The organism is Marinomonas sp. G8-14 (genome assembly GCF_055808935.1).
In genome coordinates this window covers 4,061,887-4,087,399 of sequence record NZ_CM147891.1, presented here as the reverse complement: position 1 = coordinate 4,087,399, position 25,513 = coordinate 4,061,887, and the positions used below count along the sequence as shown (strand labels likewise).

Sequence of the window (25,513 nt, the reverse complement as noted above, 5' to 3'; positions counted from 1 at the left end):
GCCGCCAAGAACTCAGCAAACACGAATACGCAACCACTATTTAATTATTATGCGTCCCAAAACGGGAGGAGGATTGTAACCAAATGACCTAGGTTAAAACAGCTTTTATCGCCCACCTAAAAGAATCTAAACCCGTCAGCAGCATGCTGAATTAAGGCATAACGTCATGTCCTGCCTGTTCAAATAGTCATAAGATTTAAGAAGAGATAACCATGGATAAGGTTTTTTCCATTTTGCGGTAACTCAACGACTCCATTAAATGCGCTCTGGTCACGGGCGAGTCATTTAAGTCAGCCAAGGTCAAAGCCACTTTTAATACACGATGATAGGCCCGTGCAGACAGTTTGAGTTTTTCTAGGGCGTGCTGCATAAATTGCTTATCGTCATCGCTTAATGCACAAATGGCTTCGAGTTGACGCCCACTCAGTAAAGCATTTTGTACGCCTTGTCGAACTCTTTGCCTAGCCACCGCTCTTTCCACTCGTTCACGTACACTGGCACTAGACTCGCCTTCTTCTTGGGCATTGACCAAGACATCAGACGGTAAAGGTGGCACTTCCACATGTAAGTCGATACGATCCAAAAACGGTGCAGAGAGCTTTTTGAGGTATTTTTGGCTGGCGCTGGATTGGTAATAGTCCTGCCCACCATTATAAGCTTCGTTACTGGCGTTCATTGCGGCCACCAGTTGAAAGCGCGCAGGAAAAGACATCTGCCCACGCGCACGGGAGATATGCACCTCGCCGTTTTCTAATGGCTCTCGCAACACTTCCAATACTTTGCGGTCAAATTCGGGCAGCTCATCAAGAAAGAGTACGCCACAATGGGCTAGGGAGGCTTCACCCGGCTTAGGAATCGAGCCGCCACCCACCAAGGCGGCGGCCGAACAAGAATGGTGCGGCGAGCGGAATGGCCGTTCAGACCAGTGCCAATCCAGCCCCATTTTTCGTCCCGCTACCGACTGGACAGACGCCACAGCAAGTGCCTCAGCTTCTGTCATGGCTGGCATAATACTGGGCAAGCGTGACGCTAACATGGTTTTGCCAGTGCCTGCGGGCCCAATAAATAATAGGTTATGACCGCCCGCAGCGGCCACTTCTAGGACTCGTCTTGCTTGGTATTGGCCTTTTACATCACGCATATCTTTATGATCTAAAGGCAAAGGCTCAGCGGGTTTCGATACGCAAATTGGCAACTGAGTTTGTTTTAATAGATGCGCTGTTACTTGAGTAAGGTGTTTAGCAAACACAGCATTCCCTTCCACCAACGCCGCTTCTTGCTGATTATCGTCAGGCAGGATCAATTGTCGATTGGCATGGTGACAGGCGATAGCGGATGGCAAGAGACCAGAGACCCCGCGAATCTCTCCTGATAGGGCTAACTCACCAATAAACTCAGTATCTCGTAAGCTTATGTCACCCAGCTGACCCGATGCGGCCAATACACTAATAGCAATGGCCAAATCATAACGACCACCTTCTTTGGGCAAATCCGCGGGCGCTAAGTTTATCGTGACGCGGCGCGTCGGCCATTCAAAATGGCTATTGATAATGGCGCTGCGCACACGGTCTTTTGCTTCTCGCACCGCCGCTTCAGGTAAACCGACAATATTCAGTGCAGGAAGACCGTTGGAAATATGCGTTTCCACGGTGACCAAAGGGGAAGACACGCCCACACGGGCACGGCTGTAGATAGTGGCTAAACTCATAATCTCTCCTTGATATCATTATTTTTTTTGTGAAAAGCAATCCAGCGCATCACAAATGTCGTATAAAGTTTTACATGGTTAATGAGTGGATCTAATGGCAAAAAACCCAATAAACCCCAACAAGCTGCTTTTGTCCAAGTGGACCTCCACGTCGCCACAGCAGAAAGAAAAGCATTTCATCGTCACTCAATTAATAAGAGACGACGAAGAGACTGTGACAGAATGCGTGCTTGAGGCGGTGATAAACAAACAACAGTACGTTCACCCTTGGCGTGACCTAACGTCAGCGGACCATTGGCAACAAGGCTGGAAGTGATCAGCTACTCGCTTTCAGCTTTAACAAAGGCGCTCACCCTTATGAGCGCCTTTTTTTATTTTTTACTCGACTGTTCCAACTCATTTAAACGCGCTTCAAGCACCGCCAGTTTCTCACGGTATTTTGCAAGCATCGCAGCCTGTACTTCAAATTCTTCTCGGGTAACAAGGTCCATTTTGCTTAACGTATTGCGAGCCACTTCATGCAACTGTGCTTGAATCTCTTCTTTTGGCAGTTTGCCTAACGTCTCAGCGGCTTGCCCCAGACCGGTACCAAGCTGCTTTATAAATTGATCAATCATGTCATTCTCATTTTTCATCTTCATAATGCTCAATAGTATAGAAGCCAAAGTAAGGTGCAAACAAGTTATCTACCAAGGCTTCTCCTTAAATCGACTGAGTCAGTTTACTCCCCCATTAATTGCCTCTTTTTTGTGCATAAAATCAAAAAATACCGCCTTACCATGAGCAAGAATCCTCTAAATAAGGCACAAAATTGGGGCTCTTTCAAAATATTCTTTCTTTAACAGAAGCAACAAGATAGAGAGTCACTTATGAAATCCCCCTTGCTATCAGACAAAATTTGCACCAATAAAATGCAGTATTTGATGAACACACCCCATTATGCCGCACAATTTCAAGTCATACTGTGCTCTTTTTAATTTCAAAAAATCGACAAAATCCTTACAAAGCCCTTATTACATGGGAATGTCTATATATGGCACGCATATTGAATAAAGCTAAATACCTGCGATACGACAATAAAACTGACTTTTTAAGGAGACAGTGGGTATGAAGCTTATAACTGCCATCATCAAGCCATTTAAACTCGATGATGTTCGAGAAGCGCTTTCTGAAATCGGTGTTCAAGGTATCACCGTGACAGAAGTGAAAGGTTTCGGACGTCAAAAAGGCCACACAGAACTATACCGCGGCGCTGAATATGTCGTCGATTTTTTACCGAAAGTAAAAATCGAATTGGCCATTGCAGACGAAATGACAGACCAAGTGGTTGAAGCCATTACTGGCGCGGCCAACACAGGCAAAATCGGCGACGGTAAGATCTTTATCGTTAACCTTGAACAAGCGGTTCGTATTCGTACCGGCGAGACTGGTGTAGAAGCAGTTTAAGACTGCTCGAATTATACAAGCCTTTAGGGGGGCGAAACATGCAAGACCAAATTTTTCACTTACAATATGCCATGGATACCTTCTATTTCTTGGTGTGTGGCGCGCTGGTTATGTGGATGGCAGCCGGATTTGCCATGTTGGAAGCGGGTTTAGTACGCGCTAAAAACACCACGGAAATTCTTACTAAGAACGTGGCCCTGTTTGCCATTTCTTGCATCATGTACCTAGTGTGCGGCTACTCCATCATGTACGGTGGCAACTGGTTCCTAACAGGTATTCAAGACGTTGATGTTGCTTCAACGCTAACAGACTTCGCAGGCCGTGAAGGTGGATTTGAAGGTGGCTCCATTTACTCTGGCGCTTCTGACTTCTTCTTCCAAGTGGTGTTCGTTGCAACAGCCATGTCTATCGTATCAGGTGCCGTTGCTGAACGTATGAAGCTTTGGGCCTTCCTAGTTTTTGCGGTTGTGATGACAGGTTTCATCTACCCAATGGAAGGTAACTGGACATGGGGCGGCGGTTCTGTATTCGGTATGTTCAGCCTTGGCGACCTAGGTTTCACTGACTTTGCAGGTTCTGGTATCGTTCACATGGCTGGTGCCTCTGCGGCTCTCGCTGGTGTATTGGTGCTGGGTGCTCGTAAAGGCAAATATGGTCCTAACGGTGAAGTTCGTGCCATTCCTGGTGCTAACCTACCACTAGCAACGCTAGGTACGTTCATCCTTTGGATGGGTTGGTTCGGTTTCAACGGTGGTTCTGTTCTGAAACTTGGTGACATCGCTAACGCAAACGCGGTTGCTATGGTGTTCTTGAACACAAACGCAGCAGCGGCAGGTGGTGCAATTGGCGCGCTTATTCTCGCTCGTATTCTGTTTGGTAAAGCCGATCTAACCATGCTTCTAAACGGCGCGTTGGCAGGTTTGGTTGCTATCACTGCAGGTCCAGATACTCCATCTGCATTGGGTGCGACGCTAATCGGTCTTGTGGGTGGCTTGATTGTGGTTGTGTCTATCCTGACCCTAGACAAGCTTAAAATTGATGATCCAGTGGGCGCGATCTCTGTTCACGGTGTGGTGGGTCTTTGGGGCTTACTAGCGGTACCACTCACTAACGATGGAACCACATTCGGCGGACAAATCGCTGGTGCACTAACCATCTTTGTATGGGTATTCGTAACAAGCTTAGTGGTTTGGTTGGTCATCAAAGCCATCATGGGTGTTCGCGTTACTGAAGAAGAAGAGTACGAAGGTGTTGACCTTTCTGAATGTGGTATGGAAGCGTACCCTGAATTCAGCAAGAAATAATCTCTTCTCTACCCCTGTAATCGTATTATTAAAACCCTCGCCTTGGCGGGGGTTTTCTCTTTTATTGCCAACTAGAATCACGTTTCCCCTTCTCATACAGACTACAAAACTACTTACTCACGCCGATACGCGTTATCATAGCGTCATACAGTTAATGAAAATCCAAAGGAACGACAATGCACGACGATTTACATTTAACCATTCGTAACCTGACTAATGATGATTACGACGAAATTAAAGTACTGATGGATAAGGTCTATCATGACATTGGCGGTGCTTGGCCTAAACACACTATCCACCAACTCATCAGTGTTTTTCCGGAAGGACAAATTTGTTTAGAAGATCATGGCAAAATTGTCGGTCTTGCTTTGTCCGTTCAGGTTAGTTACCAACGATTCAGCAACCCTCATACCTATGACGATCTGGTTGATCAAAAAGAAAATATTTTAAATGACCCTATGGGCGATGCCATGTATGGCTTAGACGCCCTAATCGCACCAGAGTACCGAGGCTACCGTCTTGGCCGTCGTTTGTACGAAGCCAGAAAAGAACTGTGTCGTCAGCATAATTTGCGCGCTATCTTAGCGGGCGGTCGTATTCCCAATTATCACGAACACGCCCACGAGATGAGTGCTGCGGAATACCTAGAAGCGGTTCGTGAGCGTAAAATTTACGATCCTATTTTAACCTTCCAATTGTCTAACGACTTCCAAGTCACACGTTTATTGAAGCGCTACATGCCAGAAGATGAAAAGTCTCAAGGCTACGCCACCTTATTGGAATGGAAAAACATCTTCTTCGAGCCAGATACCAACGTCATTCGCTCACGTAAAACCCAAGTTCGTATCGGCGCGATTCAATGGCAAATGCGTGAAGTGGAAAGCGTTGATGAGCTATTGAAGCAAGTCGAATACTTTATCGATGCGGTATCGGATTACAAAAGTGACTTTGTTTTATTCCCTGAGTTTTTCAATGCGCCCTTAATTGGATTGAGTCCAGACCAAGGTAACCAAACCGAAGCGATTCGCTTTTTAGCCAGTTTCACTGAACGCTTTATCAATGAAATGTCACAATTTGCGGTCAGCTATAACATCAACGTTATTACGGGTTCTATGCCTGTCATCGAAGACGAAATCGTCTATAACGTCAGCTACCTATGCCGTCGTGATGGTACCGTGGAAGAGCAGAAAAAAATCCACATTACCCCCCATGAACGTCGTGATTGGGTCATCGAAGGCGGTAACGATTTACGCGTTTTCAACACTGATGCGGGCCGCGTCGGTATTTTGATTTGCTACGATGTGGAATTTCCTGAACTTGGCCGCTTACTCGCTGCACAAGACATGGACATTTTATTTGTTCCCTTCTGGACCGATACTAAAAACGGTTACTTGCGTGTGCGTCGTTGTGCTCAGGCTCGCGCCATTGAAAACGAGTGTTATGTGGTCATTTGCGGTAGCTGTGGCAACCTCCCACAGGTCGAAAACCTGGATATTCAGTACGCCCAAAGCTCGGTTTTCTCACCGTCTGACTTTTCTTATCCACACGATGCGGTGATGGCGGAAACCACGCCAAATACCGAAATGATCATGTTTTCTGATTTAGATTTGGACAAACTGAAACTGACACGCAGTGAAGGCTCGGTGAACAACCTAAAAGACCGTCGTACCGATCTTTATTCGGTTATATGGAATCAGTCGAAATCATAAAAGTCGTGTTTGCCTGTGATAATATGGACGTTATCACTACACTCCACTGTATTAGAGACTCTCATGGCCAAAGCAAAAACTGCCTTTGTATGTAATGAATGCGGCGCCGACTACGCAAAATGGCAAGGGCAATGCCAAGCCTGCGGCGCGTGGAATTCCCTATCTGAAATCCGTTTAACATCAGGTAAGACCTCTGCCCGCGTCTCCGCCAGTCAAGATCCACGTTATCAGGGTTACGCTGGTGCGGTGACAGGTATTCAGAATTTATCTGACGTGGATTTAGGCGATGTGCCACGCTTTAGTTCAGGCGCCAATGAGTTTGATCGCGTATTGGGTGGTGGCTTGGTTCCTGGTGGTGTGGTACTGATTGGGGGACATCCGGGTGCCGGCAAAAGTACCTTATTACTGCAAACTATGTGTTGGCTAGCACAACAGCAAAGTGCGCTTTATGTAACGGGAGAAGAATCCCTTCAGCAAGTCGCCATGCGGGCGCAACGCCTTGGTTTACCAACACAAAACCTAAAAATGCTGTCGGAAACCAATGTTGAAGCGATTTTAAACATCGCTCAACAAGTCAAACCCAAAGTCATGGTAATCGACTCGATTCAGGTCATGCATTTGGATGGCGTGGAATCCGCTCCGGGGAGTGTCTCTCAAGTACGTGAAAGCGCGGCGGTATTAACACGCTTTGCCAAGCAAACCCAGACAGCGGTATTACTGGTGGGTCATGTTACGAAAGACGGCTCTTTGGCTGGGCCAAAAGTTCTTGAACACATGGTAGATTGTTCTGTATTGCTAGAAGGCTCAGAAGATTCACGCTTTCGAACCCTTCGTGGTATGAAAAACCGCTTTGGTGCAGTGAATGAATTAGGCGTGTTTGCCATGCTCGAAAATGGCTTAAAAGAAGTCAAAAACCCAAGTTCTATTTTCTTGAACCGCAGTAAACATCCCGCTGCCGGCAGCCTAGTGATGGTGGTTTGGGAAGGCACTCGGCCTCTTTTGGTGGAACTGCAAGCCCTGGTCGATGATTCAGCTCTAGGCAACCCAAGACGCGTTACCGTGGGATTCGATCACAATCGTCTTGCTATGCTGCTAGCGGTATTGCACAAGCATGGCGGCCTACTAACATCCGATCAGGATGTGTATTTGAACGTAGTGGGTGGTGTTAAAGTTTTGGAGACCAGCGCGGATCTCGCGGCTATTGCTGCTGTGGTCTCTAGCTTCCGTGACAGAGTATTACCCCATGACTTAGTGGTACTTGGGGAAGTCGGTTTATCGGGGGAGATTCGCCCTGTTCCCTCAGGACAAGAACGTATTAGTGAAGCAGCCAAACACGGTTTCACACGAGCCATCGTTCCCAAAGCCAACTGCCCGAAAAAGCCCATTGAAGGCATGAAAGTCATTGGCGTAGAACGCTTATCGGAAGCGCTTGATGCGATTTTCGAGAATTAATCCTTGAAGCACCCCATTTAAGAGTCAAAAAGATCGACGATGGGGTCGTCTTCCATGCCATAAGGTAATGCCTTAGCAGTGTCAGCTTCCAATCTATCTTGGCGGGCTTTGATTAAACGTGCTCGACGTTGTTTGCATAGATCAAGTACATGATGGCGTGCTTCATTGGTCAACGAAAACCAGTGAAAGCGCTCTTCTCGGCTGCGCAAACAACCTTTACAAAAGCCCGTTTTACTGTTTTCACACACTCCACGACAAGGGCTTTCTATGGTAAATAACTCTATTTGCTCCATAACCCTCTCGCTTCAAACGCTATTTTGTTACTAGCTGGAAATCATACACCTCTTCTGGTGACAAAAAATACACTCTGTCAGCAGGGGCGGCATCTAATGAAAACCAATAAAATCGCTCTGGTACGCCCATTTCTAAATAAAAATTCACATAGGTAGCATGTATAGGATCCGTTACATTGAGTGTCGTCGCGGCGATTTTTGTGCCATCAGACCAAGCATGTACCCCAACACCCGCTCCCGCACCGATACTTCTCTCCACACCGCCTAAAAATAAATCCACGCCACCGGAAAGAACATACCCAGTTGGTGCAATATGGGTGTTTAAACCGAGATGCCGAATCAAGCGCGCACCTTGCATTGTCGCTTGCTGATCAACCGAGCCTGACACATCCACTAATACGATATCCGTCACATTCGGGTTTTCACGCACCAGAGCACTCAACTGTTGCACCAAATCATGGCCCAAAACACCCGATAGATAAGCTGAATTACCTTCCACTTCGATACTTAGTACATTGCCAACTTGTGGCTCTAAACGCTTCTCGACTGGTGCCGCACAACCCACCAATATCACCACGGCCAGCAGCGGTAACCATGATGCTATTCGATTTATTAAAAAAGCCTTATTTGTCATACACCATCCTGTGATTTAAAGGTTTCTACACAATAGTAGACCATAAAAACCCTCTATTCATACCGATATCAAACATTAATGGATAGAACAAATGTAAAGCCCCAAAAAAATAGCCACCCCTTATAAAAAGGGCAGCTATTAAAAAGCATTTCTCATAAAAAATGCCTGAGATAAGCCATTTATTTAAGAAGGAAAAGAAAAGCTCTTGCCTTCACGAACGCCAGCAGATGGCCAACGCTGAGTAATGGTTTTGCGCTTAGTATAAAAACGCACGGCATCAGGACCATAAGCATGAAGATCCCCAAACAAAGAGCGTTTCCAACCCCCGAAACTATGGTATGCCACAGGCACTGGTAACGGTACGTTAATACCGACCATGCCCACTTCAATATGGTCAGAGAAATAACGCGCGGCCTCTCCATCACGGGTAAAGATACAAGTACCATTACCATATTCATGGTCATTAATTAATGTCATGGCCTCTTCCATGGTATCCACTCGAACCACTTGTAATACGGGGCCAAAGATCTCTTGCTGATAGCTGTCCATATCTTTGGTCACGCCGTCAATCAATGTCGCCCCCACAAAAAAGCCTTTTTCGTAACCTGCAACCTGAGGATGACGTCCGTCTACTACCACGGTGGCACCTTGCAATTCCGCGCTGTCAATAAACCCCACCACCTTATCTTTGTGTTCTTTGGTAATAACAGGACCAAAGTCATTGGTTTTGTCTGAACATTCGCCGACTTTGAGCGGTTTCATGGCGGCGGCCATTTTACTCACCAAGGCATCGCCTGCCGCTTTACCCACCGCGACGGCGACAGACAAGGCCATACAGCGCTCACCAGATGAACCAAACGCCGCACCAAGGAGCTGACTAACGACGTTATCCATGTCGGCATCTGGCATCACAATGGCGTGGTTTTTCGCTCCGCCCAATGCTTGGCAGCGTTTGCCATTGGCGCTGGCTTTGCTGTAAATGTATTCGGCAATCGGTGTCGAACCGACAAAGCTCACAGCTTTTACTCGCTTGTCTTCCAATAAGGTATCAACCGCCACTTTATCGCCATTGACCACGTTAAAGACACCAGCTGGTAAGCCAGCTTCGTGTAGTAACTCAGCAATAAATAACGCCGTGCTTGGATCGCGCTCCGAGGGTTTCAAAACAAAGGTATTACCGCACACAATGGCCATTGGAAACATCCATAAAGGTACCATAGCAGGGAAATTAAAAGGCGTAATGCCCGCGACCACACCTAATGGCTGGAATTCGCTCCAAGAATCGATGTTTGGGCCGACATTTTTGCTGTACTCACCTTTCAATAATTCTGGCGCACCGCAGGCGTATTCGACATTTTCAATACCGCGTTGCAACTCACCCGCGGCGTCATGACAAATTTTGCCATGCTCAGCGCCAATCAGTTGACAAATTTTATCCGCATGTTTTTCTAATAACGCTTTGTAGTTAAACATGATACGAGCACGTTTTAAGGGCGGAGTATTGCGCCATTCTGGGTAAGCGGCTTGAGCCGCTGTAATCGCCTCTTCAACGGTTTCTCGGGAAGCAATGGCCACTTTTTTCGCCACCGCTCCAGTAGCTGGGTTAAATACATCTTGAGTACGTTCAGCTTGTTCTGAGTACTTACCGTTTATCAAATGCCCAATGATTTCCATGGTTACTCCCTACTCTAAAAAATTCGTTTTCATGGTTTAACTCCACACGATAAAGAGAAAAACACTGTCTGTTGACACTACTATGCCTATGGTAATAGATTATAAAAAGTTGAATTTATTAACGCTTAGTTAATGAATTACTTAACTATAAAACGAATCAATGATGCCGCATTAGCAGTGGGCACAATGGGGAAGAAGGTGAACCAATTTCATAGCCAAATAAGCGACGCGGACCTGCGCATATTGCGTATATTCCGTACTGTGGTCGAATGCGGCGGTTTTTCCGCTGCGGAGGTTGAGCTAAACATCAGTCGTGCCGCAATCAGTATTGCCATATCCGATTTGGAAACTCGCTTAGGCTTTCGCCTTTGCCAACGTGGACGATCCGGTTTCTCTTTGACAAACGAAGGCAGTCAGGTATACGACTACACTTTACAGCTGTTATCTTCGATAGAAGACTTCAGAACCAACATCAATGCTCTCCACCAACACTTAAAAGGCGAGGCTCAATATTGGCATCACAGACAATCTTGTGACGCTTCCTCATACTCGAATTACCCGTACTCTGGCCAGTCTAAAAGATAAGGGACCGCACGTTACAATCAATATTCGCATGATCCCACCCACAGACATAGAGCGTGGCGTATTAGATGGTCGTTTGCATGTTGGTATCGTACCAGATTTAAAAATCCTCAGTGGTTTGGATTACCACCCACTTTATGAAGAAACCTCTAAGCTTTATTGTAGCGATACTCATCCGTTATTCACTATGGCGGATCAAACCTTTTCAAAAGCCAAACTCAAGGAGTTTGACGCCGTATTGCCCGCCTATGCTCAAACCCCAGAAATAAAAGCCCAACACCAGCCGCTTACGGCAAGCGCGACGGCCACGGACAGAGAAGGCATTGCTTTCCTTATTTTAACTGGCCGTTATATCGGTTTTTTACCTGATCATGTCGCTGAGCGCTGGATACGCGATGGAAGAATGCGAGCCATTTTGCCAGAACAATGTCATTACATTACACAATTCTCCGCGATTACACGAAAAGGCGCACGTGCTAATCTGATATTGGAAACCTTTTTAAAAGAGTTAGAAAAAACATAACCAGATATTCATTTATAGCATATCTTTAATATATATTTAAAAATTCATATCCTTATACAAGAGATATAAAATGGATTCATTATCGTATCCAGATCTTCTAATATATGGAGTCATGCATGAAGTGCGTAAAGCGAAGCAATTTAATAATGGGGATCACCTTTGCGGCCTCACTATTTTTATCGGCCTGCTCATCCGATCAAAACGATGACGTGGTTGTCGAAAAAGACATTGTCCGCCCTGTTAAACTGATCACCATTGAGTCAACCGACGCGATTAACATTCGACGCTTTCCCGCTGAACTAAAGGCAAGCGAAGAAGCCGATCTGGCGTTTCGTGTTGGTGGCCAATTGATGCAGCTGAACGTTGTATCAGGTCAAAGAGTGAAAAAAGGCGAGCTATTGGCTTCTCTTGATCCCACTGATTTCAGGCTAGAGGTTGAGCTTGCTCAAGCGAATCAGTATTTAGCTGACGCACAGTTCAAACGCATTCAAACTATTTTCAAGCAAAATGCCACCACAAGATCAGAATACGATTCGGCTAAAGCCTCATTGGACCAAGCCAATAACGCCTTACAATCGGCAAAAAATCAAATGCAGTACACACAAGTCTTTGCACCATTTGATGGGGTTATCTCTTCTGTTAGCACCGAAAATTTCCAATACGTGAGTGCCACGCAGACCTTAATGCACATTCAAAACATCGACAACCTTGATGTTGAGTTCCAAGTACCTGAAAGCCTAGTGGTGAGCATTAAAAGCACTCATTCAAATTACAAGGCAAAAGTAGTGGTTGATGTGGCACCAGAAGAAGAGCTTTACGGTGCTTATAAAGAACACAATACCACACCCGATGATACCACAATGGCTTATGACGTTACCTTAAGCCTAATCAGACAAAGCAAGGCAACAAACACTCTACTACCAGGTATGACAGCGAACGTCGATCTTGACCTCAGCACTATTCTAGGAACAAAGAAACACATTACAGTACCGGTCGAAGCAGTACTGCGCCATGAAGACACGAGTACGGGGCAATCCAGTAGCACGGTTTGGGTATTCAATAGTGATAATAATACGTTGGAAGCTAGAACGGTCACGCTCGGTTCTTTACAAGGTAACCATGTGGAAATTATCTCTGGATTAAACGCTGGCGAACAAATCGTTGCGGCGGGTGTTTACAGCTTAACAGAGACCATGCAAGTTCGTCCTTGGACACGTGAGCGAGGCCTATAATGGATATTGCAGCCTATTTTATAAATCGTAAAGTCACCAGTTGGATGGTTACGCTGATTCTGCTAGTCGGCGGTATCATTGCGTTTACCAACTTAGGACAGCTTGAAGACCCAGAGTTTACCATTAAGGACTCATTGGTCATCACGTATTATCCTGGCGCGTCTCCAGAACAGGTCGAAGAAGAAGTCACTTATCCAATTGAGCGTGAATTACAAAACTTGCCCTATGTGGATAAAATCACGTCTACGTCAAAAGCAGGTTATTCTAAAGTTCAGTTGACGATTAAAGACACTTATCGCGCCCAAGAACTAAAACAAATTTGGGACGAAGTGCGTAAAAAGATTCGTGATATATCTGGTAACTTCCCGACAGGCGTTGGCACACCTATTGTTGTCGATGATTTTGGCGATGTATATGGTGTCATGCTGGCTGTTCATGGAGAAGGCTATCCCTACAAGGATTTAGAAAACTACGTAGATTACGTCAAACGAGAATTGGTTCTTGTTGATGGCGTTGCCAAAGTCACCGTAGCAGGCGAGCAGGACGAACAGGTTACCATTGAAATTTCACGCTCCAAACTGGCTAACATGGGGATTTCACCCAGCCAATTAGAAGATCTGCTGAAAAATCAAAATAATGTGTCCAACGCTGGCAAAGTGAGAGTCGGCAGCGAATACATTCGTATTAGCCCTACTGGGGAATTTCAAGATATTTCCGAATTAGAAAATCTTATTGTTGGCACCCCCATTGACGGCAACCTTATACGCTTGAGTGATATCGCGACCATTAAGCGCGAATACGCCGATCCCAAAACACACATAGTCAATTTTGATGGCGCAAAATCTTTGCTGTTAGGCGTGTCTTTTTCTGCCAATGTGAACGTGGTAGAGGTCGGTAAAGCCTTAGAAGAACGAATTGCTGAGTTAAAATACCAGCAGCCGATTGGACTCAGCATGGACCCTATTTACTTCCAATCTAAAGAAGTAGATCGCTCTGTCTCTAACTTTTTACTTAACCTAGTCGAAGCCGTTGGTATCGTTATTCTGGTACTATTGGTTTTCATGGGCATTCGCTCAGGCATCTTGATCGGTATTATTCTTTTATTGACCATCCTTGGCACTTTTATTGTCATGGACTATTTCAAAATCAACCTACAACGAATCTCCTTAGGTGGACTTATTATCGCCTTGGGGATGCTGGTCGATAACGCCATCGTGGTCACCGAAGGAGTACTGATTGGTCTACAAAGAGGCATGACCAAGCTGCAAGCCGCCAGCGCTGTTGTTAAGCAAACTAAATGGCCATTGCTTGGTGCCACTGTGATCGCCATCACCGCCTTTGCACCAATTGGCTTGTCTCCTGATGCCGTGGGCGAGTTTGTTGGTTCGTTGTTCTATGTATTATTAATTTCCCTGTTTTTAAGCTGGATTACCGCCATCACACTGACGCCGTTTTTCTGTGATTTATTCTTTAAAGAAAGCATCGCAAACAGAAATAGTGACGCAACAGGAGAAGATACAAAAGTAGACCCATACCAAGGTTTTATATTTACCGGTTATAAATGGTTGTTAGACAAAGCCATGCACTACCGTTGGATGACGGTCATTCTCTTGGTTGGTTGTTTGGTGGCATCGGGATGGGCATTCCAGTTTGTTAAACAAGCGTTCTTTCCACCTTCAACCACGCCGATGTTCTATATGGACATTCAAATGCCTGAAGGCACCCACATAGAAGACACCTATAAAAAAGTACAAGATATTGAACAAGACTTGTTGAAAGATGAGCGTATTGAGAACGTCACTTCTACAACAGGACAAGGCGCGTTACGCTTCATGCTGACCTATGATGCCAAGCAAGAAAACGCCAGCTATGCGCAATTTATTGTTCGAACCAAAACGGAAGAATCGATACCAAACTTGTTTAAAGACCTTCATTACAAAATGCAAGAAGAGTATCCTGAACTGGAAGTCAAATTGCAGCGCTTACAGTTAGGCCCCTCTACTGGTGCCAAGCTTGAAACCCGTATTAGCGGACCAGATCCGAAAGTTCTGCGTCAACTAAGCGCACAGGTTCAGGAGATTTATCGCGCAGATGGCGGACTAGAAAATATTAAAGACGATTGGCGCCAGCCTGTTAAAGTACTTCGCCCTATTTTTAATGATGCTCAAGCACGACGTTTAGGCATCAGTAAAACCGAGCTAGACGATGTACTGTTAACGAACTTTACCGGTTCTCAAATTGGCTTATATCGTGAAGGCACCGATCTTCTCCCCATCGTTCGCAAAGCGCCAGCCAATGAGCGTGTGTCCATTGACCAAATCCGTGACTTGCAAATTTACAGTCCGGCATCTGGCTCCTATGTGACATTGTCGACTCTAGTGTCCGGTTTTGAAACGGTCTGGGAAGATCCAATTATCGAACGTCGAGATCGTAAACGAACAATCACTGTCATGGCTGACCCTAAAATCTTAGGCGATGAAACGGCCATGTCGATCTTCACTCGCACTCGTGGGGCGATTGAAGCGATCAAGTTGCCACCGGGTTATACACTCGAATGGGGGGCGAATACGAGAGCAGTACTGACGCCCAAGCCAACATATTTAAGGCTTTACCATTGGGTTACTTGTTCATGTTTATTATCACGATATTGTTGTTTAACTCAATTCGTGTACCGCTGACGATTTGGTTCTGTGTACCTTTAGCCTTGATCGGTGTTTCTACTGGCTTATTGGTGATGAACTCCGCTTTCAGCTTTATGGCGCTACTCGGATTCTTGAGTTTATCGGGCATGACGGTGAAGAACGGTATCGTACTTGCTGATCAAATCAATTATGAACTTGATCAAGGCACCGAAAAATACGAAGCCATCTTCAACTCGGCAGTAAGCCGTGTTCGACCTGTCTGCATGGCAGCCGTCACGACGATTCTGGGGATGATTCCATTGCTATTTGATGGTTTCTTTGAAGGCATGGCAGTGGTTATTTCGTTTGGCCTAGGCTTTGCGACCATTTTGACGCTTATCGCGGTACCCGTGTTTTACACCTTACTATTCCGTGTCAAATATCGTCACCATAGCGAATTCGACTAATCGCTAGCTACTTTGGTAGAGCCTTAGTGTCCCTAGGCATTAAGGCTCTTGATTTACAACTACGCTATCTTATCGAGAAGATTATGCACCTAGACGACATTTTAAAGCTGGACATAAAACTACTCGTTGCTTTCGTAACCATCATGGAAGAAGGCAGTGTGTCACGGGCAGCAGAAAGACTGAATGTGACTCAGCCTGCTCTCAGTAAGAGCCTACAAAGACTTCGTGAGGCTCTTTAAAGACTCACTCTTCACGCGTCAGGCTTATGGATTAACGCCCACGGCAAGAGCATCCGAGCTGCAAGATTTGATTCAGCCCATTTTAAGTTCTTTGTCAGAACTCATGAACCCTAACTCTCTGGATTTAAAAACCCTAGATAGACGCTTCAAATTGCGTGCTGACGAAGGCGATTTGGAAAACTTTATTGAGCCCCTGCTGGCATCTTTGCAATATCAGGCACCTAATTTACGCTTATCCATCAGCTCTTGGGGAGACTCACAGCTGGATGAGCTGGTTTCAGGCAATGTCGATCTGGGGATTATGCGCGTCAGTGATACACCGGGAAATGTTCGCAGCAAGCTAATCGGCTACATGGAAGCCTGTATCGTGCTCAGTGAAGCTCACCCACTCTTTCACAAAGACGAGGTGACATTAGAGGAATTGCTGCGTCATAAGGTCGTCACCCACCATTTACGCAGCCACCGTCATAGCTCTTTCTCAAAAACCGAACAAAAACTTAAGCAACAAGGCCACGTTATACTGCCCAGCTTAGAGACAGATAGCTTAATGGTCGCCATGCAAGCGGTAAAGCGCGGTATGGCTTTGGTCACCTCACGCTCTATCGGTGATTTGTTCCTGCAAGTGATGTGTGAAAAAGCCCATTTTTATCCAGTCAAGTTGTTGCCTATCCCAAAAGAAGTATTAGATCTAGACGAATACGATGGGCGTCATCCTATTCATATTTTTTGGCATGAACGCTTTAACAATGATCTTGCGCATCGCTGGTTGAGAGAGCAGATTATTTACTTTATGCGTGAATCCCCTTGGATGCATCCGCCAATCTAAATAAACGACTCAGATCAAAATAGCCATTATCCCGCGTCGCGCTGCGAACGAAGAAAATCAAAACGCGGGATATTTTCGCCATTAATGCATACTGTTTCTTGAAACATGCTCAGTGGTCTTGCCCACCAGCCAAACTCACCATACATAGCTTGATAGACTACTAATTCTTCTTCCGTTTCGCTGTGTTTAACCACACGCTCTACCCAATATAGAGCCCCTTTATAATGTTGATAAACACCTTGTCTCATAATCAAAACCGCCATACTTTAAAAAAATCGACCAATTCAAGCCAATAAGCAGAAAAACCTGTCGCAAATACACAAGTCTCCATCTTACAGCTCATCTCGAACTCAGCAATAATACTCAGCATCTAGAAGAAGACACTAAAGAACTCTCATTCAGTGTCCACAATGAATAATAGGATGACCCTATGTACCTTGTACGTCCAGCAGACTTTGCCGATTTACCTGCTTTGGAGCGTCTTGCTCAACAAGCTGGCATTGGTATTACCAACTTCCCTGCTAATAGAGAACGCTTGAACGACAAAATTGCCTCTTCACGCCGCTCTTTGCAAACCGACGTGATACAGCCAGGAAACGAATCCTACTTGTTTGTGCTAGTGAATACCAATAACAGTGAAATCGTCGGTTGTTGTGGCATTGATGCCATGGTGGGCGTTGATACCCCGTTTTACAGCTATCGCATAGACGAAGTCGTACATGCCTCACCACAGCTGCAAATTCATAATCGCATTCCTGCCCTTTTTTTATGCCATGACTATAGCGGAACAAGCAGGCTCATCGCACTGGTGGTCGATAAAGCTCACCAGAATCCGACCGCCATGTCACTGTTGTCCAAAGCACGATTGCTGTTCATTGCTCGCTATCCAGAGCGCTTTACCAAACGTTTATTTGCCGAATTACGTGGTGAAAATGACCAACAGGGTCAATCTGCATTTTGGGATGCGCTTGGCAAACATTTTTTTACCATGGACTTTAAAAAAGCAGACTATCTTTCAGGGGTCAGTAACAAACACTTTATCGCCGAATTAATGCCGCGCTATCCGATTTATGTCCCAACCTTGCCTGAGGCCGCACAAGACGTCATAGGTGTCGTCCATGAAGAGTCCAGTCAAAGTGCTGACATTCTTCTAAACGAAGGCTTCGAGTTCCGCGGTTACGTGGATATTTTTGATGCTGGACCCACCATAGAGGCACGTACAGAAAGCCTTCACACTATTGCTGAGCAAAAAATGGGCAAAGCGTTAACACTGACCGAAAGCAGTAAGGAGCTCGATGCATCTTATTTCAGCAGGACATCTGGAAACCTTTCGAGTCACAGCCGCTTCCGCTGAGCCACAAGTCGCGGGATTAGCACTCGAAAAAGCCACTCAAGACAAATTGGGCATCTCCTCTGGAAGCCGAATCCAATGGGTCGCTCTATAATATTAATAATCATATATAAAAAATTTTTGCGCCGCTCACAGCGCTTAATTATAAAAAAGGATACTCATCATGATGGTCATACGCCCTATCTGTCAAAATGACCTAAAGTCACTTTATCGACTTGCAGAAAAGACTGGCATTGGCTTTACCTCCTTGGTAACCGACGAAGCGGTACTGCAAAAAAAATTGACGGAGCCATACGCTCTTTTGCCAAAGAAAATGTCGTATCACCAAACAACGAAGACTATCTTATGGTGCTCGAAGACAGCACCACCGGAGATATTGTCGGCACCTGTGGCATATTGGCCACGGTTGGTTTAGACGAACCCTTTTACAGCTATCATCTCGGCACCATCACCCATGCCTCAAGAGAATTAGGCGTTCATAATGCTATCCCGACGCTGATACTCAACAACGATTTCACCGGCTGCAGCGAAATTTGCACCTTATTTTTAGAAGAAAACTACCGCCATTCTAAAAACGGCCAGTTACTGTCAAAAGCGCGCTTTATGTTCATGGCGCAATTTCCTGAACGTTTTACGGAAAAAGTCTTCGCGGAAATGCGTGGTGTCAGTGATGAAAACGGTGTATCGCCCTTTTGGGAAAGCCTTGGTCGTCACTTTTTTTCCATCGATTTCAAGGAAGCGGATGAATTAACCGCCCAAGGTAATAAACAATTTATCGCTGAGCTTATGCCCAATAATCCTGTTTATGTGAACCTACTACCGCAGGCGGCTCGAGACGTACTTGGACAGGTTCATCAAAATACCGTACCAGCTCGTCGCTTATTAGAGCAAGAAGGCTTTCGCTACGAAAACTATGTGGATATTTTTGATGGTGGTCCAAGTTTAGAAGCCAGAGTTCAAGATATCCGTGCCGTTCGTGATAGTCGTCTTTGTCTGGCTAACATCGGCCAACCCAAAGGGTTGTGCAATTCGCCAAATGAAGGCTGTTTCTACCTTGTGTCGAATGCCAAAGTAGCTGATTTCCGCTGCATTTTAATTCAGCGATCCATACCTCCGGGAAGTGCGATGACTCTCACTCAAGAAGAAGCAGACAGCCTTTGCATAACAAATAAAGAACCCGTTCGAATCGTGGAATTATCCCCCTATTCAAGATAAATGCGCACGAATTAACAGGAGCTATCATGAAACAAGCACATTATATTAATGGCCAATGGTTAGCAGGCGAAGGCCAGTTACTACGCTCTATCGACCCAGCGGACGCCAGTTTAGTATGGCAAGCTCATACCGCCACAGCTGAACAAGTCGACGCTGCTATCAAAGCCGCTCGTACTGCCTTTCCTAGTTGGGCAAACCGTCCTTTAGAAGAGCGTTTAAGTGTTATTGAAGCCTTCGCAGCTCTAGTTAAAGAACACAGCGAAGACATAGCGACCGTTATCAGCCGTGAAACAGGTAAGCCAATCTGGGAAACGCGCACCGAAGCCGCCGCCATGGTCGGAAAAGTAGCCATATCTATACAGGCTTACCACGAACGAACGGGGGAAAAACCACGCCAATGCCTGGAGCCACTGCGCGTCTGCGTCATCGTCCACATGGTGTCGTTGCCGTATTTGGTCCCTATAACTTCCAGGGCATTTACCTAACGGGCACATAGTGCCAGCGCTGATTGCTGGCAACACCGTCGTTTTTAAACCAAGCGAACAAGCACCCGCGACCTCTGACCTAATCGTTCAATTATGGGAAAAAGCAGGCTTGCCAGCTGGCGTACTTAACTTGATTCAAGGGGAGCGTGAGACAGGCGTCGCCCTAGCAAATCATCAAGAAATCGACGGATTATTCTTCACCGGCAGCCCTCAAGTTGGTCACATTTTACATAAAGACTTTGCTGGCCATCCGGGCAAAATTTTAGCGCTAGAAATGGGTGGCAATAACCCATTATTGGTATCTGAAAAAATCGCGGATCAACGTGCGGCGGTACATGAAATTATTCAGTCGGCGTTTATTTCTGCGGGGCAACGTTGTACTTGCGCCCGTCGTCTATTATTGCCCAAAGGCAAGCTAGGCGATGCCATTTTGCACGCTTTAGTAACGGCAACCAAAGCGCTCAAGATTGATCGCTTTGACGCTGACGAACAGCCTTTTATGGGGCCTGTTGTATCAGCGCAAGCGGCTGACGGTTTACTGCAAGCCTACCAAAAACTGATTAAGCTAGGGGCATCTCCTATCTTAGAAATGACCCGCGGCGATAGCCAAACAGGTTTCGTGACACCGGGCATTATCGATGCCACCGACATGCTAGACGAACTGCCAGACCAAGAATACTTCGGCCCACTGCTTACCGTGATTCGCTATGATTCCTTGGATCAAGCCATGAGCATCGCTAATAACACAAGATTTGGCTTATCGGCCGGTATTTTGTCCGACGACGCTGCAGAGTACGAATGGTTCCTACAACACAGCCGAGCAGGCATCATCAACTGGAACCGCCAAACTACTGGCGCATCAAGTAATGCACCATTTGGCGGTACGGGCGCCAGCGGCAACCACAGAGCCAGTGCTTACTATGCTGCAGATTATTGCGCGTACCCCGTTGCCAGTATTGAAGCTGATAGCCTAACCATGCCCGAAAAGCTTGCACATGGTTTGACGCTATAGCAGCCTCAATACAAAACCAAACTAACGATATTTAGAGGTAATGATGAATACAGCGACAGAAGCCAATTTTGACGGCTTAGTGGGCCCAACCCACAACTACAGCGGCCTATCTTTTGGTAACGTCGCTTCATTAAATAACTCCGCACGTCCATCTAATCCAAAAGCGGCAGCCAAACAAGGCTTGGTCAAAATGAAAGCCTTAGCAGATATGGGGTTTGTACAAGGCGTACTTGCCCCACACGAACGACCACATATCCCAACACTGCGTCGTTTAGGCTTTTCAGGAACAGACGCCAGCATATTGGAACAAGCTGCCAGACAAGCCCCCAAGCTGCTTGCTGCGGTTAGTTCCGCGTCCTGTATGTGGACCGCCAATGCCGCAACCGTCTCGCCAAGTGGCGACACCCATGACAAACGCGTGCATTTCACGCCAGCCAACTTAGTGAATAAATTCCACCGCTCCATAGAGCACGAAACCACTGGCGCAATTTTGCAAGCCACCTTCAACGACGAAAAACACTTCGCCCATCATCCCGCTTTGCCCAGCGTCGACCACTTTGGTGACGAAGGTGCAGCGAACCATACACGTTTTTGCCATAGCTATGGCGAACAAGGCATCGAATTCTTTGTCTACGGCATGGAAGCCTTCAACAGCAACGCCCCTAAACCGGCTAAATTCCCGGCTCGCCATACCTTAGAAGCCTCTCAAGCGGTGGCTCGTCGTCATGGATTATCAGCCAATCAAGTGGTTTATGCTCAGCAAAATCCAGACGTCATCGACGCTGGTGTCTTCCACAATGATGTCATCGCCGTGGGTAATCGCAATGCGCACTTCTATCACCAAGAAGCCTTCTTGGACACGGCTAAAATGAAGCAAGACTTGCTCACAGCTTGGGGCGACAGAGCATCTCAGTTTCACCTGATTGAAGTACCAAGCAACGCTGTATCGGTGCAAGATTGTATTCAGTCTTACCTGTTTAACAGCCAATTATTAAGCCGTGGTGACGATGACATGGTGCTGGTTGTACCGGGAGAATGTGAAAATAATCCAGCGGTTTGGGCATATTTAAATAGCCTAGTGGCTGGTCAATCACCAATCAATGAGATCAAAGTCTTCGACCTCAAACAAAGCATGAGCAACGGCGGTGGTCCAGCTTGTCTAAGACTTCGCGTTGCTTTAACGCAAGCTGAACAAGCGGCGATTAATCCATCCACTATAATGAATAATACTTTGTTTGAACGTTTAAATGTCTGGATAGATAAACACTATCGAGACGAGCTACACGAACAAGATTTGGCGGACCCTCAACTGCTAATAGAAAGCCGTACTGCGTTGGATGAACTCACCAAAATATTGAATTTAGGTAACGTTTATGAATTTCAGACCTAATTTATTCTTCGTTAAATGGATCTAGAACAGGCTTAAGAGAAACACAGGCCATGAATTCTGTAATTAATGCGCACAGAGTATCTCTTGCTTGCTGCGAATAAGCTCTGCCGAGTACAATCCTTGCAAATTAAATTTGGCCTTATTCAATAGAAGGAAGACTTCTTGACCACCTTATCCGATGCTTTGCAAGCGTTGGCAGCCCACTGCCAACAAGCCGCGACAACATCAGCACTCACATTCCACCGCGGTGTGGAACGTGAAGCGTTACGAGTTGATCGCACTGAGGGCCGCATTTCCCATAAGCCCCACCCAAAAACATTAGGCTCAGCACTGACTCATAGTTCTATTACCACGGATTATTCTGAATCTCTCATGGAATTTATCACGGGTGTTCATCCAAGCGTGGAAGGGGTAATCAAGGAGCTAGAAGACATTCATAACTTGGTTAACCATGAGCTATTTAATCAAGACGAATGTTTGTGGCCCGCGAGTATGCCTTGTTACCTTGCTGGTAATGATGATGTACCGATTGCCTATTATGGCGAATCCAATACTGGCAAACTAAAACGCGTTTACCGTGAAGGTTTGTCCAATCGTTATGGTCGCATCATGCAATGTATTGCAGGTATGCACTATAACTTTTCCTTTGATAAAGACTTCTGGACATTTTTGGAGCAATACAAAGGCAAAACGGCGTTATCTGCCAGCGAAAAACAAACCTTCCAGTCTGATAGTTATTTCGCTTTGATTCGCAACTTTCGCCGCAGCTCTTGGATGCTTTCATTACTGTTTGGGGCTTCTCCAGCCATCGACGACAGTTTTTTACCCAAAAAGCCAGACAGCTTAACAACACTTGAAAAGCATACTTGGTTCGGCCCGAAAGCAACGTCACTTCGTATGAGCGATCTTGGCTATCAAAATAAAGCCCAAGCCGATCTGTACGTCTGTTATAACGAAGTCGATACTTATATCAGCACCATCAAAAATGCATTACGCACACCCTATCAACGTTACCAAGACATCGGCGTAAAAGTGGACGGGCAATATCGTCAGCTTAATAGCAATCTGTTGCAGATTGAAAACGAATATTACAGTGATATTCGTCCAAAACGTGTCACGCAGCCAGGCGAACACCCAAGCGCTGCCTTGCATGCGAGAGGGGTTGAATACATTGAAGTACGCATTATGGACTTAGATCCAAGTTCTTCTATCGGTATGCAATCGTCTACCTTGTATTTTATTGATGTGTTTTTGCTTTACTGCATGTTGCGTGGCGACGAGCATCTTGGCAGTGAAGAATGCAAACAACTGCGTAAAATGCAGCAAGAAATTGCTTCCCATGGTCGTGACTTGGAGATGGACTTTGATTTTGGCAAAGGCCCAATTAAATTGCGCCACAAAGCCGAGCAGATGCTTGATGAGTTAACCCAAGTTGCTAATTTTTTGTCGCAAAAAACAGGGAATGCAGCCTATCAGCAAGCAGTAGCAATCCAAAAAGAGAAACTGGCTGACGAAACTCTGCTGCCTTCTGCACAGTTGTTAGCGCGTTGCAAAGCACAACAAGGCTATCAAAGTGCCATGTTAGCGTTGTCAAAAGAACAACAAGCTCAATGGATGGCTTGCCCATTAACTCAGGAACTGACTCGTGAGTTTATGGACAAAGCAGAACGCTCTTTACAAGACCAAGCAGCCATTGAAGCCGCTGATGAAGTGGACTTTGATACTTTCCTAGCGGCATATTTAACACCACAATGAATGTATTGTAGGTCGTGGCTTTAGTCCGACATTTTTGTCGACATCCCTTTTTAAGGATAAAGACACGACCTACAAAATGATTAAGCGTTTGGTGATACTGGAATATCTTCAAGATTATCAAGCACTAACCATTCTGCCAGTTTCGTGCGCAACTCATCGACACCATCACCACTTAAAGAAGAAAAAGTCTGTACTGAACCATCAACACCCAATGTTTTAATCACACGCTGTACAGCCAACATGGTCGATTTAGCTGGCCCACGTTTTAACTTATCAGACTTAGTTAATAACACATGCACTTTCATGCGGTTAGATTTCGCCCAGTCGAGCATCATTTCATCAAACTCTTTCAATGGATGACGAATATCCATCACGAGAACCACGCCCGCTAATGAACGGCGATTCATCAAGTAGTCTTGCATGTGCGCTTGCCACACTTTTTTCATGGCGATCGGCACTTTCGCAAAACCATAACCAGGAAGGTCAATAAGACGACGATCATCGACATTGAGCTCCAAAACAGTTAATCAACTGTGTTCGACCTGGTGTCTTAGACGTACGTGCCAACTTACGTTGATTCGTCAAGGTATTTAAGGCGGTAGACTTACCCGCATTCGAGCGTCCTGCGAATGCCACTTCGACACCTTGGTCTAAAGGACATTGAGAAAGTTTTTCGGCACTTTTGATAAAATGTGCAGATTGGAAAGTAGAGTCAAAAGGGGTCATAAGTTGGTATTCATCAGTAGATTCGAATTGGCATTTAGGTTTATTTCATTTGCTGTATATAATGCCAGCAAACTCGATGATATGCCATGTTGTTCACAGCAAAAGGAGATGCGTGTAAATTTCATGTAAACTTACTGGAAAATCAGCGCGCTAGAGCCCTGATAGAATCGTATTCTACTGAAATTCTGTGCATCATGTATGAATACCTTATAAACAGATATAACTAGGAGCACTCCATGATAAAGTTTTTGTCAGCACTGATCTTTTCTTTACTGATTCCTCTCTCTGCGGTTGCCGCGGAATACAGTGATGGTAATGGTTATACGACAATCAAAACCCCTGTGAGAACCAGTGATCCAAATAAAATCGAAGTCACCGAAATCTTTTGGTATGGTTGCCCACATTGCTACAGCCTAGAACCTCTTGTCCAAGCATGGAAAAAAGACTTGCCGAGTGATGTTGACTTCAAATTCTTGCCAGCTGTATTTGGACGTGGCTGGTTAGCGCATGCAAAAGCCTTTTATGTCGCTGATCTCCTTGGTATGGAAGATAAAATTCGTGCTGATCTGTTTAATGCTATCCATGTTGAGCGCCGTAATCTAAACTCAGAAGATGCGTTGGCACGCTTTTTTGCCGACTACGGTGTTAACGAAGATGACTTCCGTAAACAGTATGATTCTTTTGCCGTCAACAGTCGCCTAAGCCAAGCCGATGCAAAAATACGTGCCTACGGTGCACGTGGCGTTCCTGGCATTATTGTCAATGGTAAGTATTTAGTCAGTGCGGAAAGCGCCAATGGCAATGAAAACATTTTTAAAGTGGTTGACTTCTTAATCGAGAAAGAACGTCAAAAATAGTAGGACTTAGTG

General features: G+C 45.7%; 19 protein-coding genes and 5 pseudogenes. 17 read left to right on the top strand and 7 right to left on the bottom strand.

The window, feature by feature from the left end; all coding sequences use genetic code 11:
- Positions 1-196: 196 nt before the first annotated feature.
- Complete coding sequence (locus AC0L6V_RS20940) at positions 197-1,708, bottom strand: YifB family Mg chelatase-like AAA ATPase (RefSeq protein ID WP_418138576.1); 1,512 nt, start codon at positions 1,706-1,708, stop codon at positions 197-199.
- Positions 1,709-1,802: 94 nt separating this feature from the next.
- Between AC0L6V_RS20940 and AC0L6V_RS20935 the strand changes: the two genes are divergently transcribed.
- Positions 1,803-2,024 (top strand): TIGR02450 family Trp-rich protein, encoded by a 222-nt coding sequence (locus AC0L6V_RS20935; RefSeq protein ID WP_265220239.1) that lies wholly within the window; start codon positions 1,803-1,805, stop codon positions 2,022-2,024.
- Positions 2,025-2,079: 55 nt separating this feature from the next.
- On the opposite strand, the gene AC0L6V_RS20930 is transcribed toward AC0L6V_RS20935, so the two are convergent.
- Positions 2,080-2,325, bottom strand: coding sequence for an accessory factor UbiK family protein (locus AC0L6V_RS20930; RefSeq protein ID WP_265220238.1), 246 nt, complete (start codon positions 2,323-2,325; stop codon positions 2,080-2,082).
- A 490-nt stretch (positions 2,326-2,815) separates the two neighbouring features.
- Between AC0L6V_RS20930 and glnK the strand changes: the two genes are divergently transcribed.
- From glnK to radA, 4 genes are all read left to right on the top strand, one after another.
- Complete coding sequence (glnK, locus tag AC0L6V_RS20925) at positions 2,816-3,154, top strand: P-II family nitrogen regulator (RefSeq protein WP_012071322.1); 339 nt, start codon at positions 2,816-2,818, stop codon at positions 3,152-3,154.
- A gap of 38 nt (positions 3,155-3,192) precedes the next feature.
- Positions 3,193-4,458 (top strand): ammonium transporter, encoded by a 1,266-nt coding sequence (locus AC0L6V_RS20920; RefSeq protein WP_111606765.1) that lies wholly within the window; start codon positions 3,193-3,195, stop codon positions 4,456-4,458.
- 176 nt (positions 4,459-4,634) lie between these two features.
- On the top strand, positions 4,635-6,167 hold the full coding sequence (locus AC0L6V_RS20915) for a carbon-nitrogen hydrolase family protein (protein ID WP_265220237.1): 1,533 nt from the start codon (positions 4,635-4,637) through the stop codon (positions 6,165-6,167).
- Positions 6,168-6,230: 63 nt separating this feature from the next.
- On the top strand, positions 6,231-7,619 hold the full coding sequence (radA, locus tag AC0L6V_RS20910; RefSeq protein ID WP_265220236.1) for a DNA repair protein RadA: 1,389 nt from the start codon (positions 6,231-6,233) through the stop codon (positions 7,617-7,619).
- Positions 7,620-7,636: 17 nt separating this feature from the next.
- Here the strand turns inward: radA and AC0L6V_RS20905 are convergent, their stop codons facing one another.
- The 3 genes from AC0L6V_RS20905 to AC0L6V_RS20895 form a co-directional block, all read right to left on the bottom strand.
- Positions 7,637-7,912: a DUF1289 domain-containing protein gene (locus AC0L6V_RS20905; RefSeq protein WP_265220235.1), complete on the bottom strand. Its 276-nt coding sequence runs from the start codon at positions 7,910-7,912 to the stop codon at positions 7,637-7,639.
- 19 nt (positions 7,913-7,931) lie between these two features.
- Positions 7,932-8,546, bottom strand: a complete 615-nt coding sequence (locus AC0L6V_RS20900) for a COG3904 family protein (protein ID WP_265220234.1) — start codon at positions 8,544-8,546, stop codon at positions 7,932-7,934.
- Between the two features lie 183 nt (positions 8,547-8,729).
- Positions 8,730-10,220: a CoA-acylating methylmalonate-semialdehyde dehydrogenase gene (locus tag AC0L6V_RS20895; RefSeq protein ID WP_265220233.1), complete on the bottom strand. Its 1,491-nt coding sequence runs from the start codon at positions 10,218-10,220 to the stop codon at positions 8,730-8,732.
- A gap of 186 nt (positions 10,221-10,406) precedes the next feature.
- On the opposite strand from AC0L6V_RS20895, the pseudogene AC0L6V_RS20890 reads away from it, so the two are divergent.
- From AC0L6V_RS20890 to AC0L6V_RS20870, 5 genes and pseudogenes are all read left to right on the top strand, one after another.
- A pseudogene (locus AC0L6V_RS20890) lies at positions 10,407-11,325 on the top strand (LysR family transcriptional regulator).
- 116 nt (positions 11,326-11,441) lie between these two features.
- Positions 11,442-12,557 (top strand): efflux RND transporter periplasmic adaptor subunit, encoded by a 1,116-nt coding sequence (locus AC0L6V_RS20885; protein ID WP_265220232.1) that lies wholly within the window; start codon positions 11,442-11,444, stop codon positions 12,555-12,557.
- A pseudogene (locus tag AC0L6V_RS20880) lies at positions 12,557-15,645 on the top strand (efflux RND transporter permease subunit). The gene AC0L6V_RS20885 and the pseudogene AC0L6V_RS20880 overlap by 1 nt, the downstream one beginning before the upstream one ends.
- A gap of 26 nt (positions 15,646-15,671) precedes the next feature.
- Positions 15,672-15,884 carry a LysR family transcriptional regulator gene (locus AC0L6V_RS20875; protein ID WP_418138575.1) on the top strand — a complete coding sequence of 71 codons (213 nt, stop codon included), beginning with the start codon at positions 15,672-15,674 and terminating at the stop codon, positions 15,882-15,884.
- Positions 15,871-16,710, top strand: coding sequence for a LysR substrate-binding domain-containing protein (locus tag AC0L6V_RS20870; RefSeq protein ID WP_418138574.1), 840 nt, complete (start codon positions 15,871-15,873; stop codon positions 16,708-16,710). The genes AC0L6V_RS20875 and AC0L6V_RS20870 overlap by 14 nt, the downstream gene beginning before the upstream one ends.
- Before the next feature lie 26 nt (positions 16,711-16,736).
- On the opposite strand, the gene AC0L6V_RS20865 is transcribed toward AC0L6V_RS20870, so the two are convergent.
- Entirely contained in the window at positions 16,737-16,958 is a 222-nt protein-coding gene (locus AC0L6V_RS20865) for a DUF1653 domain-containing protein (protein ID WP_265220227.1), read from the bottom strand.
- Positions 16,959-17,140: 182 nt separating this feature from the next.
- Here AC0L6V_RS20865 and AC0L6V_RS20860 point away from each other — a divergent pair, with 182 nt between their 5' ends.
- The 6 genes and pseudogenes from AC0L6V_RS20860 to gshA all read left to right on the top strand — a co-directional run bounded on the left by AC0L6V_RS20860 (position 17,141) and on the right by gshA (position 23,918).
- Complete coding sequence (locus AC0L6V_RS20860; protein WP_418138573.1) at positions 17,141-18,064, top strand: arginine N-succinyltransferase; 924 nt, start codon at positions 17,141-17,143, stop codon at positions 18,062-18,064.
- A gap of 160 nt (positions 18,065-18,224) precedes the next feature.
- Positions 18,225-18,326, top strand: a pseudogene (locus tag AC0L6V_RS20855) (arginine N-succinyltransferase); the annotation flags it as partial.
- Positions 18,327-18,340: 14 nt separating this feature from the next.
- Complete coding sequence (gene astA / locus AC0L6V_RS20850) at positions 18,341-19,276, top strand: arginine N-succinyltransferase (RefSeq protein WP_321160379.1); 936 nt, start codon at positions 18,341-18,343, stop codon at positions 19,274-19,276.
- Positions 19,277-19,302: 26 nt separating this feature from the next.
- Positions 19,303-20,773: pseudogene (gene astD / locus AC0L6V_RS20845) on the top strand (succinylglutamate-semialdehyde dehydrogenase).
- Between the two features lie 43 nt (positions 20,774-20,816).
- Positions 20,817-22,163, top strand: a complete 1,347-nt coding sequence (gene astB, locus AC0L6V_RS20840; RefSeq protein ID WP_409419017.1) for an N-succinylarginine dihydrolase — start codon at positions 20,817-20,819, stop codon at positions 22,161-22,163.
- A 162-nt stretch (positions 22,164-22,325) separates the two neighbouring features.
- The gene (gene gshA / locus AC0L6V_RS20835) at positions 22,326-23,918 is read left to right on the top strand and encodes a glutamate--cysteine ligase (RefSeq protein ID WP_265220225.1); all 1,593 of its coding nucleotides are present in this window, start codon (positions 22,326-22,328) and stop codon (positions 23,916-23,918) included.
- Between the two features lie 80 nt (positions 23,919-23,998).
- Here gshA and yihA read toward each other — a convergent pair.
- Positions 23,999-24,644 (bottom strand): annotated as a pseudogene (gene yihA / locus AC0L6V_RS20830) (ribosome biogenesis GTP-binding protein YihA/YsxC).
- A 236-nt stretch (positions 24,645-24,880) separates the two neighbouring features.
- On the opposite strand from yihA, the gene AC0L6V_RS20825 reads away from it, so the two are divergent.
- Positions 24,881-25,501, top strand: a complete 621-nt coding sequence (locus AC0L6V_RS20825; protein ID WP_409419016.1) for a thiol:disulfide interchange protein DsbA/DsbL — start codon at positions 24,881-24,883, stop codon at positions 25,499-25,501.
- Positions 25,502-25,513: the final 12 nt, after the last annotated feature.

Bases quoted from the DNA above. Each gene is read 5' to 3' on its own strand.
- AC0L6V_RS20940 (WP_418138576.1), bottom strand. From the start codon at position 1,708: ATGAGTTTAGCCACTATCTACAGCCGTGCCCGTGTGGGCGTGTCTTCC.
- AC0L6V_RS20935 (WP_265220239.1), top strand. From the start codon at position 1,803: ATGGCAAAAAACCCAATAAACCCCAACAAGCTGCTTTTGTCCAAGTGG.
- AC0L6V_RS20930 (WP_265220238.1), bottom strand. From the start codon at position 2,325: ATGATTGATCAATTTATAAAGCAGCTTGGTACCGGTCTGGGGCAAGCC.
- glnK (WP_012071322.1), top strand. From the start codon at position 2,816: ATGAAGCTTATAACTGCCATCATCAAGCCATTTAAACTCGATGATGTT.
- AC0L6V_RS20920 (WP_111606765.1), top strand. From the start codon at position 3,193: ATGCAAGACCAAATTTTTCACTTACAATATGCCATGGATACCTTCTAT.
- AC0L6V_RS20915 (WP_265220237.1), top strand. From the start codon at position 4,635: ATGCACGACGATTTACATTTAACCATTCGTAACCTGACTAATGATGAT.
- radA (WP_265220236.1), top strand. From the start codon at position 6,231: ATGGCCAAAGCAAAAACTGCCTTTGTATGTAATGAATGCGGCGCCGAC.
- AC0L6V_RS20905 (WP_265220235.1), bottom strand. From the start codon at position 7,912: ATGGAGCAAATAGAGTTATTTACCATAGAAAGCCCTTGTCGTGGAGTG.
- AC0L6V_RS20900 (WP_265220234.1), bottom strand. From the start codon at position 8,546: ATGACAAATAAGGCTTTTTTAATAAATCGAATAGCATCATGGTTACCG.
- AC0L6V_RS20895 (WP_265220233.1), bottom strand. From the start codon at position 10,220: ATGGAAATCATTGGGCATTTGATAAACGGTAAGTACTCAGAACAAGCT.
- AC0L6V_RS20885 (WP_265220232.1), top strand. From the start codon at position 11,442: ATGAAGTGCGTAAAGCGAAGCAATTTAATAATGGGGATCACCTTTGCG.
- AC0L6V_RS20865 (WP_265220227.1), bottom strand. From the start codon at position 16,958: ATGAGACAAGGTGTTTATCAACATTATAAAGGGGCTCTATATTGGGTA.
- AC0L6V_RS20860 (WP_418138573.1), top strand. From the start codon at position 17,141: ATGTACCTTGTACGTCCAGCAGACTTTGCCGATTTACCTGCTTTGGAG.
- astB (WP_409419017.1), top strand. From the start codon at position 20,817: ATGAATACAGCGACAGAAGCCAATTTTGACGGCTTAGTGGGCCCAACC.
- AC0L6V_RS20825 (WP_409419016.1), top strand. From the start codon at position 24,881: ATGATAAAGTTTTTGTCAGCACTGATCTTTTCTTTACTGATTCCTCTC.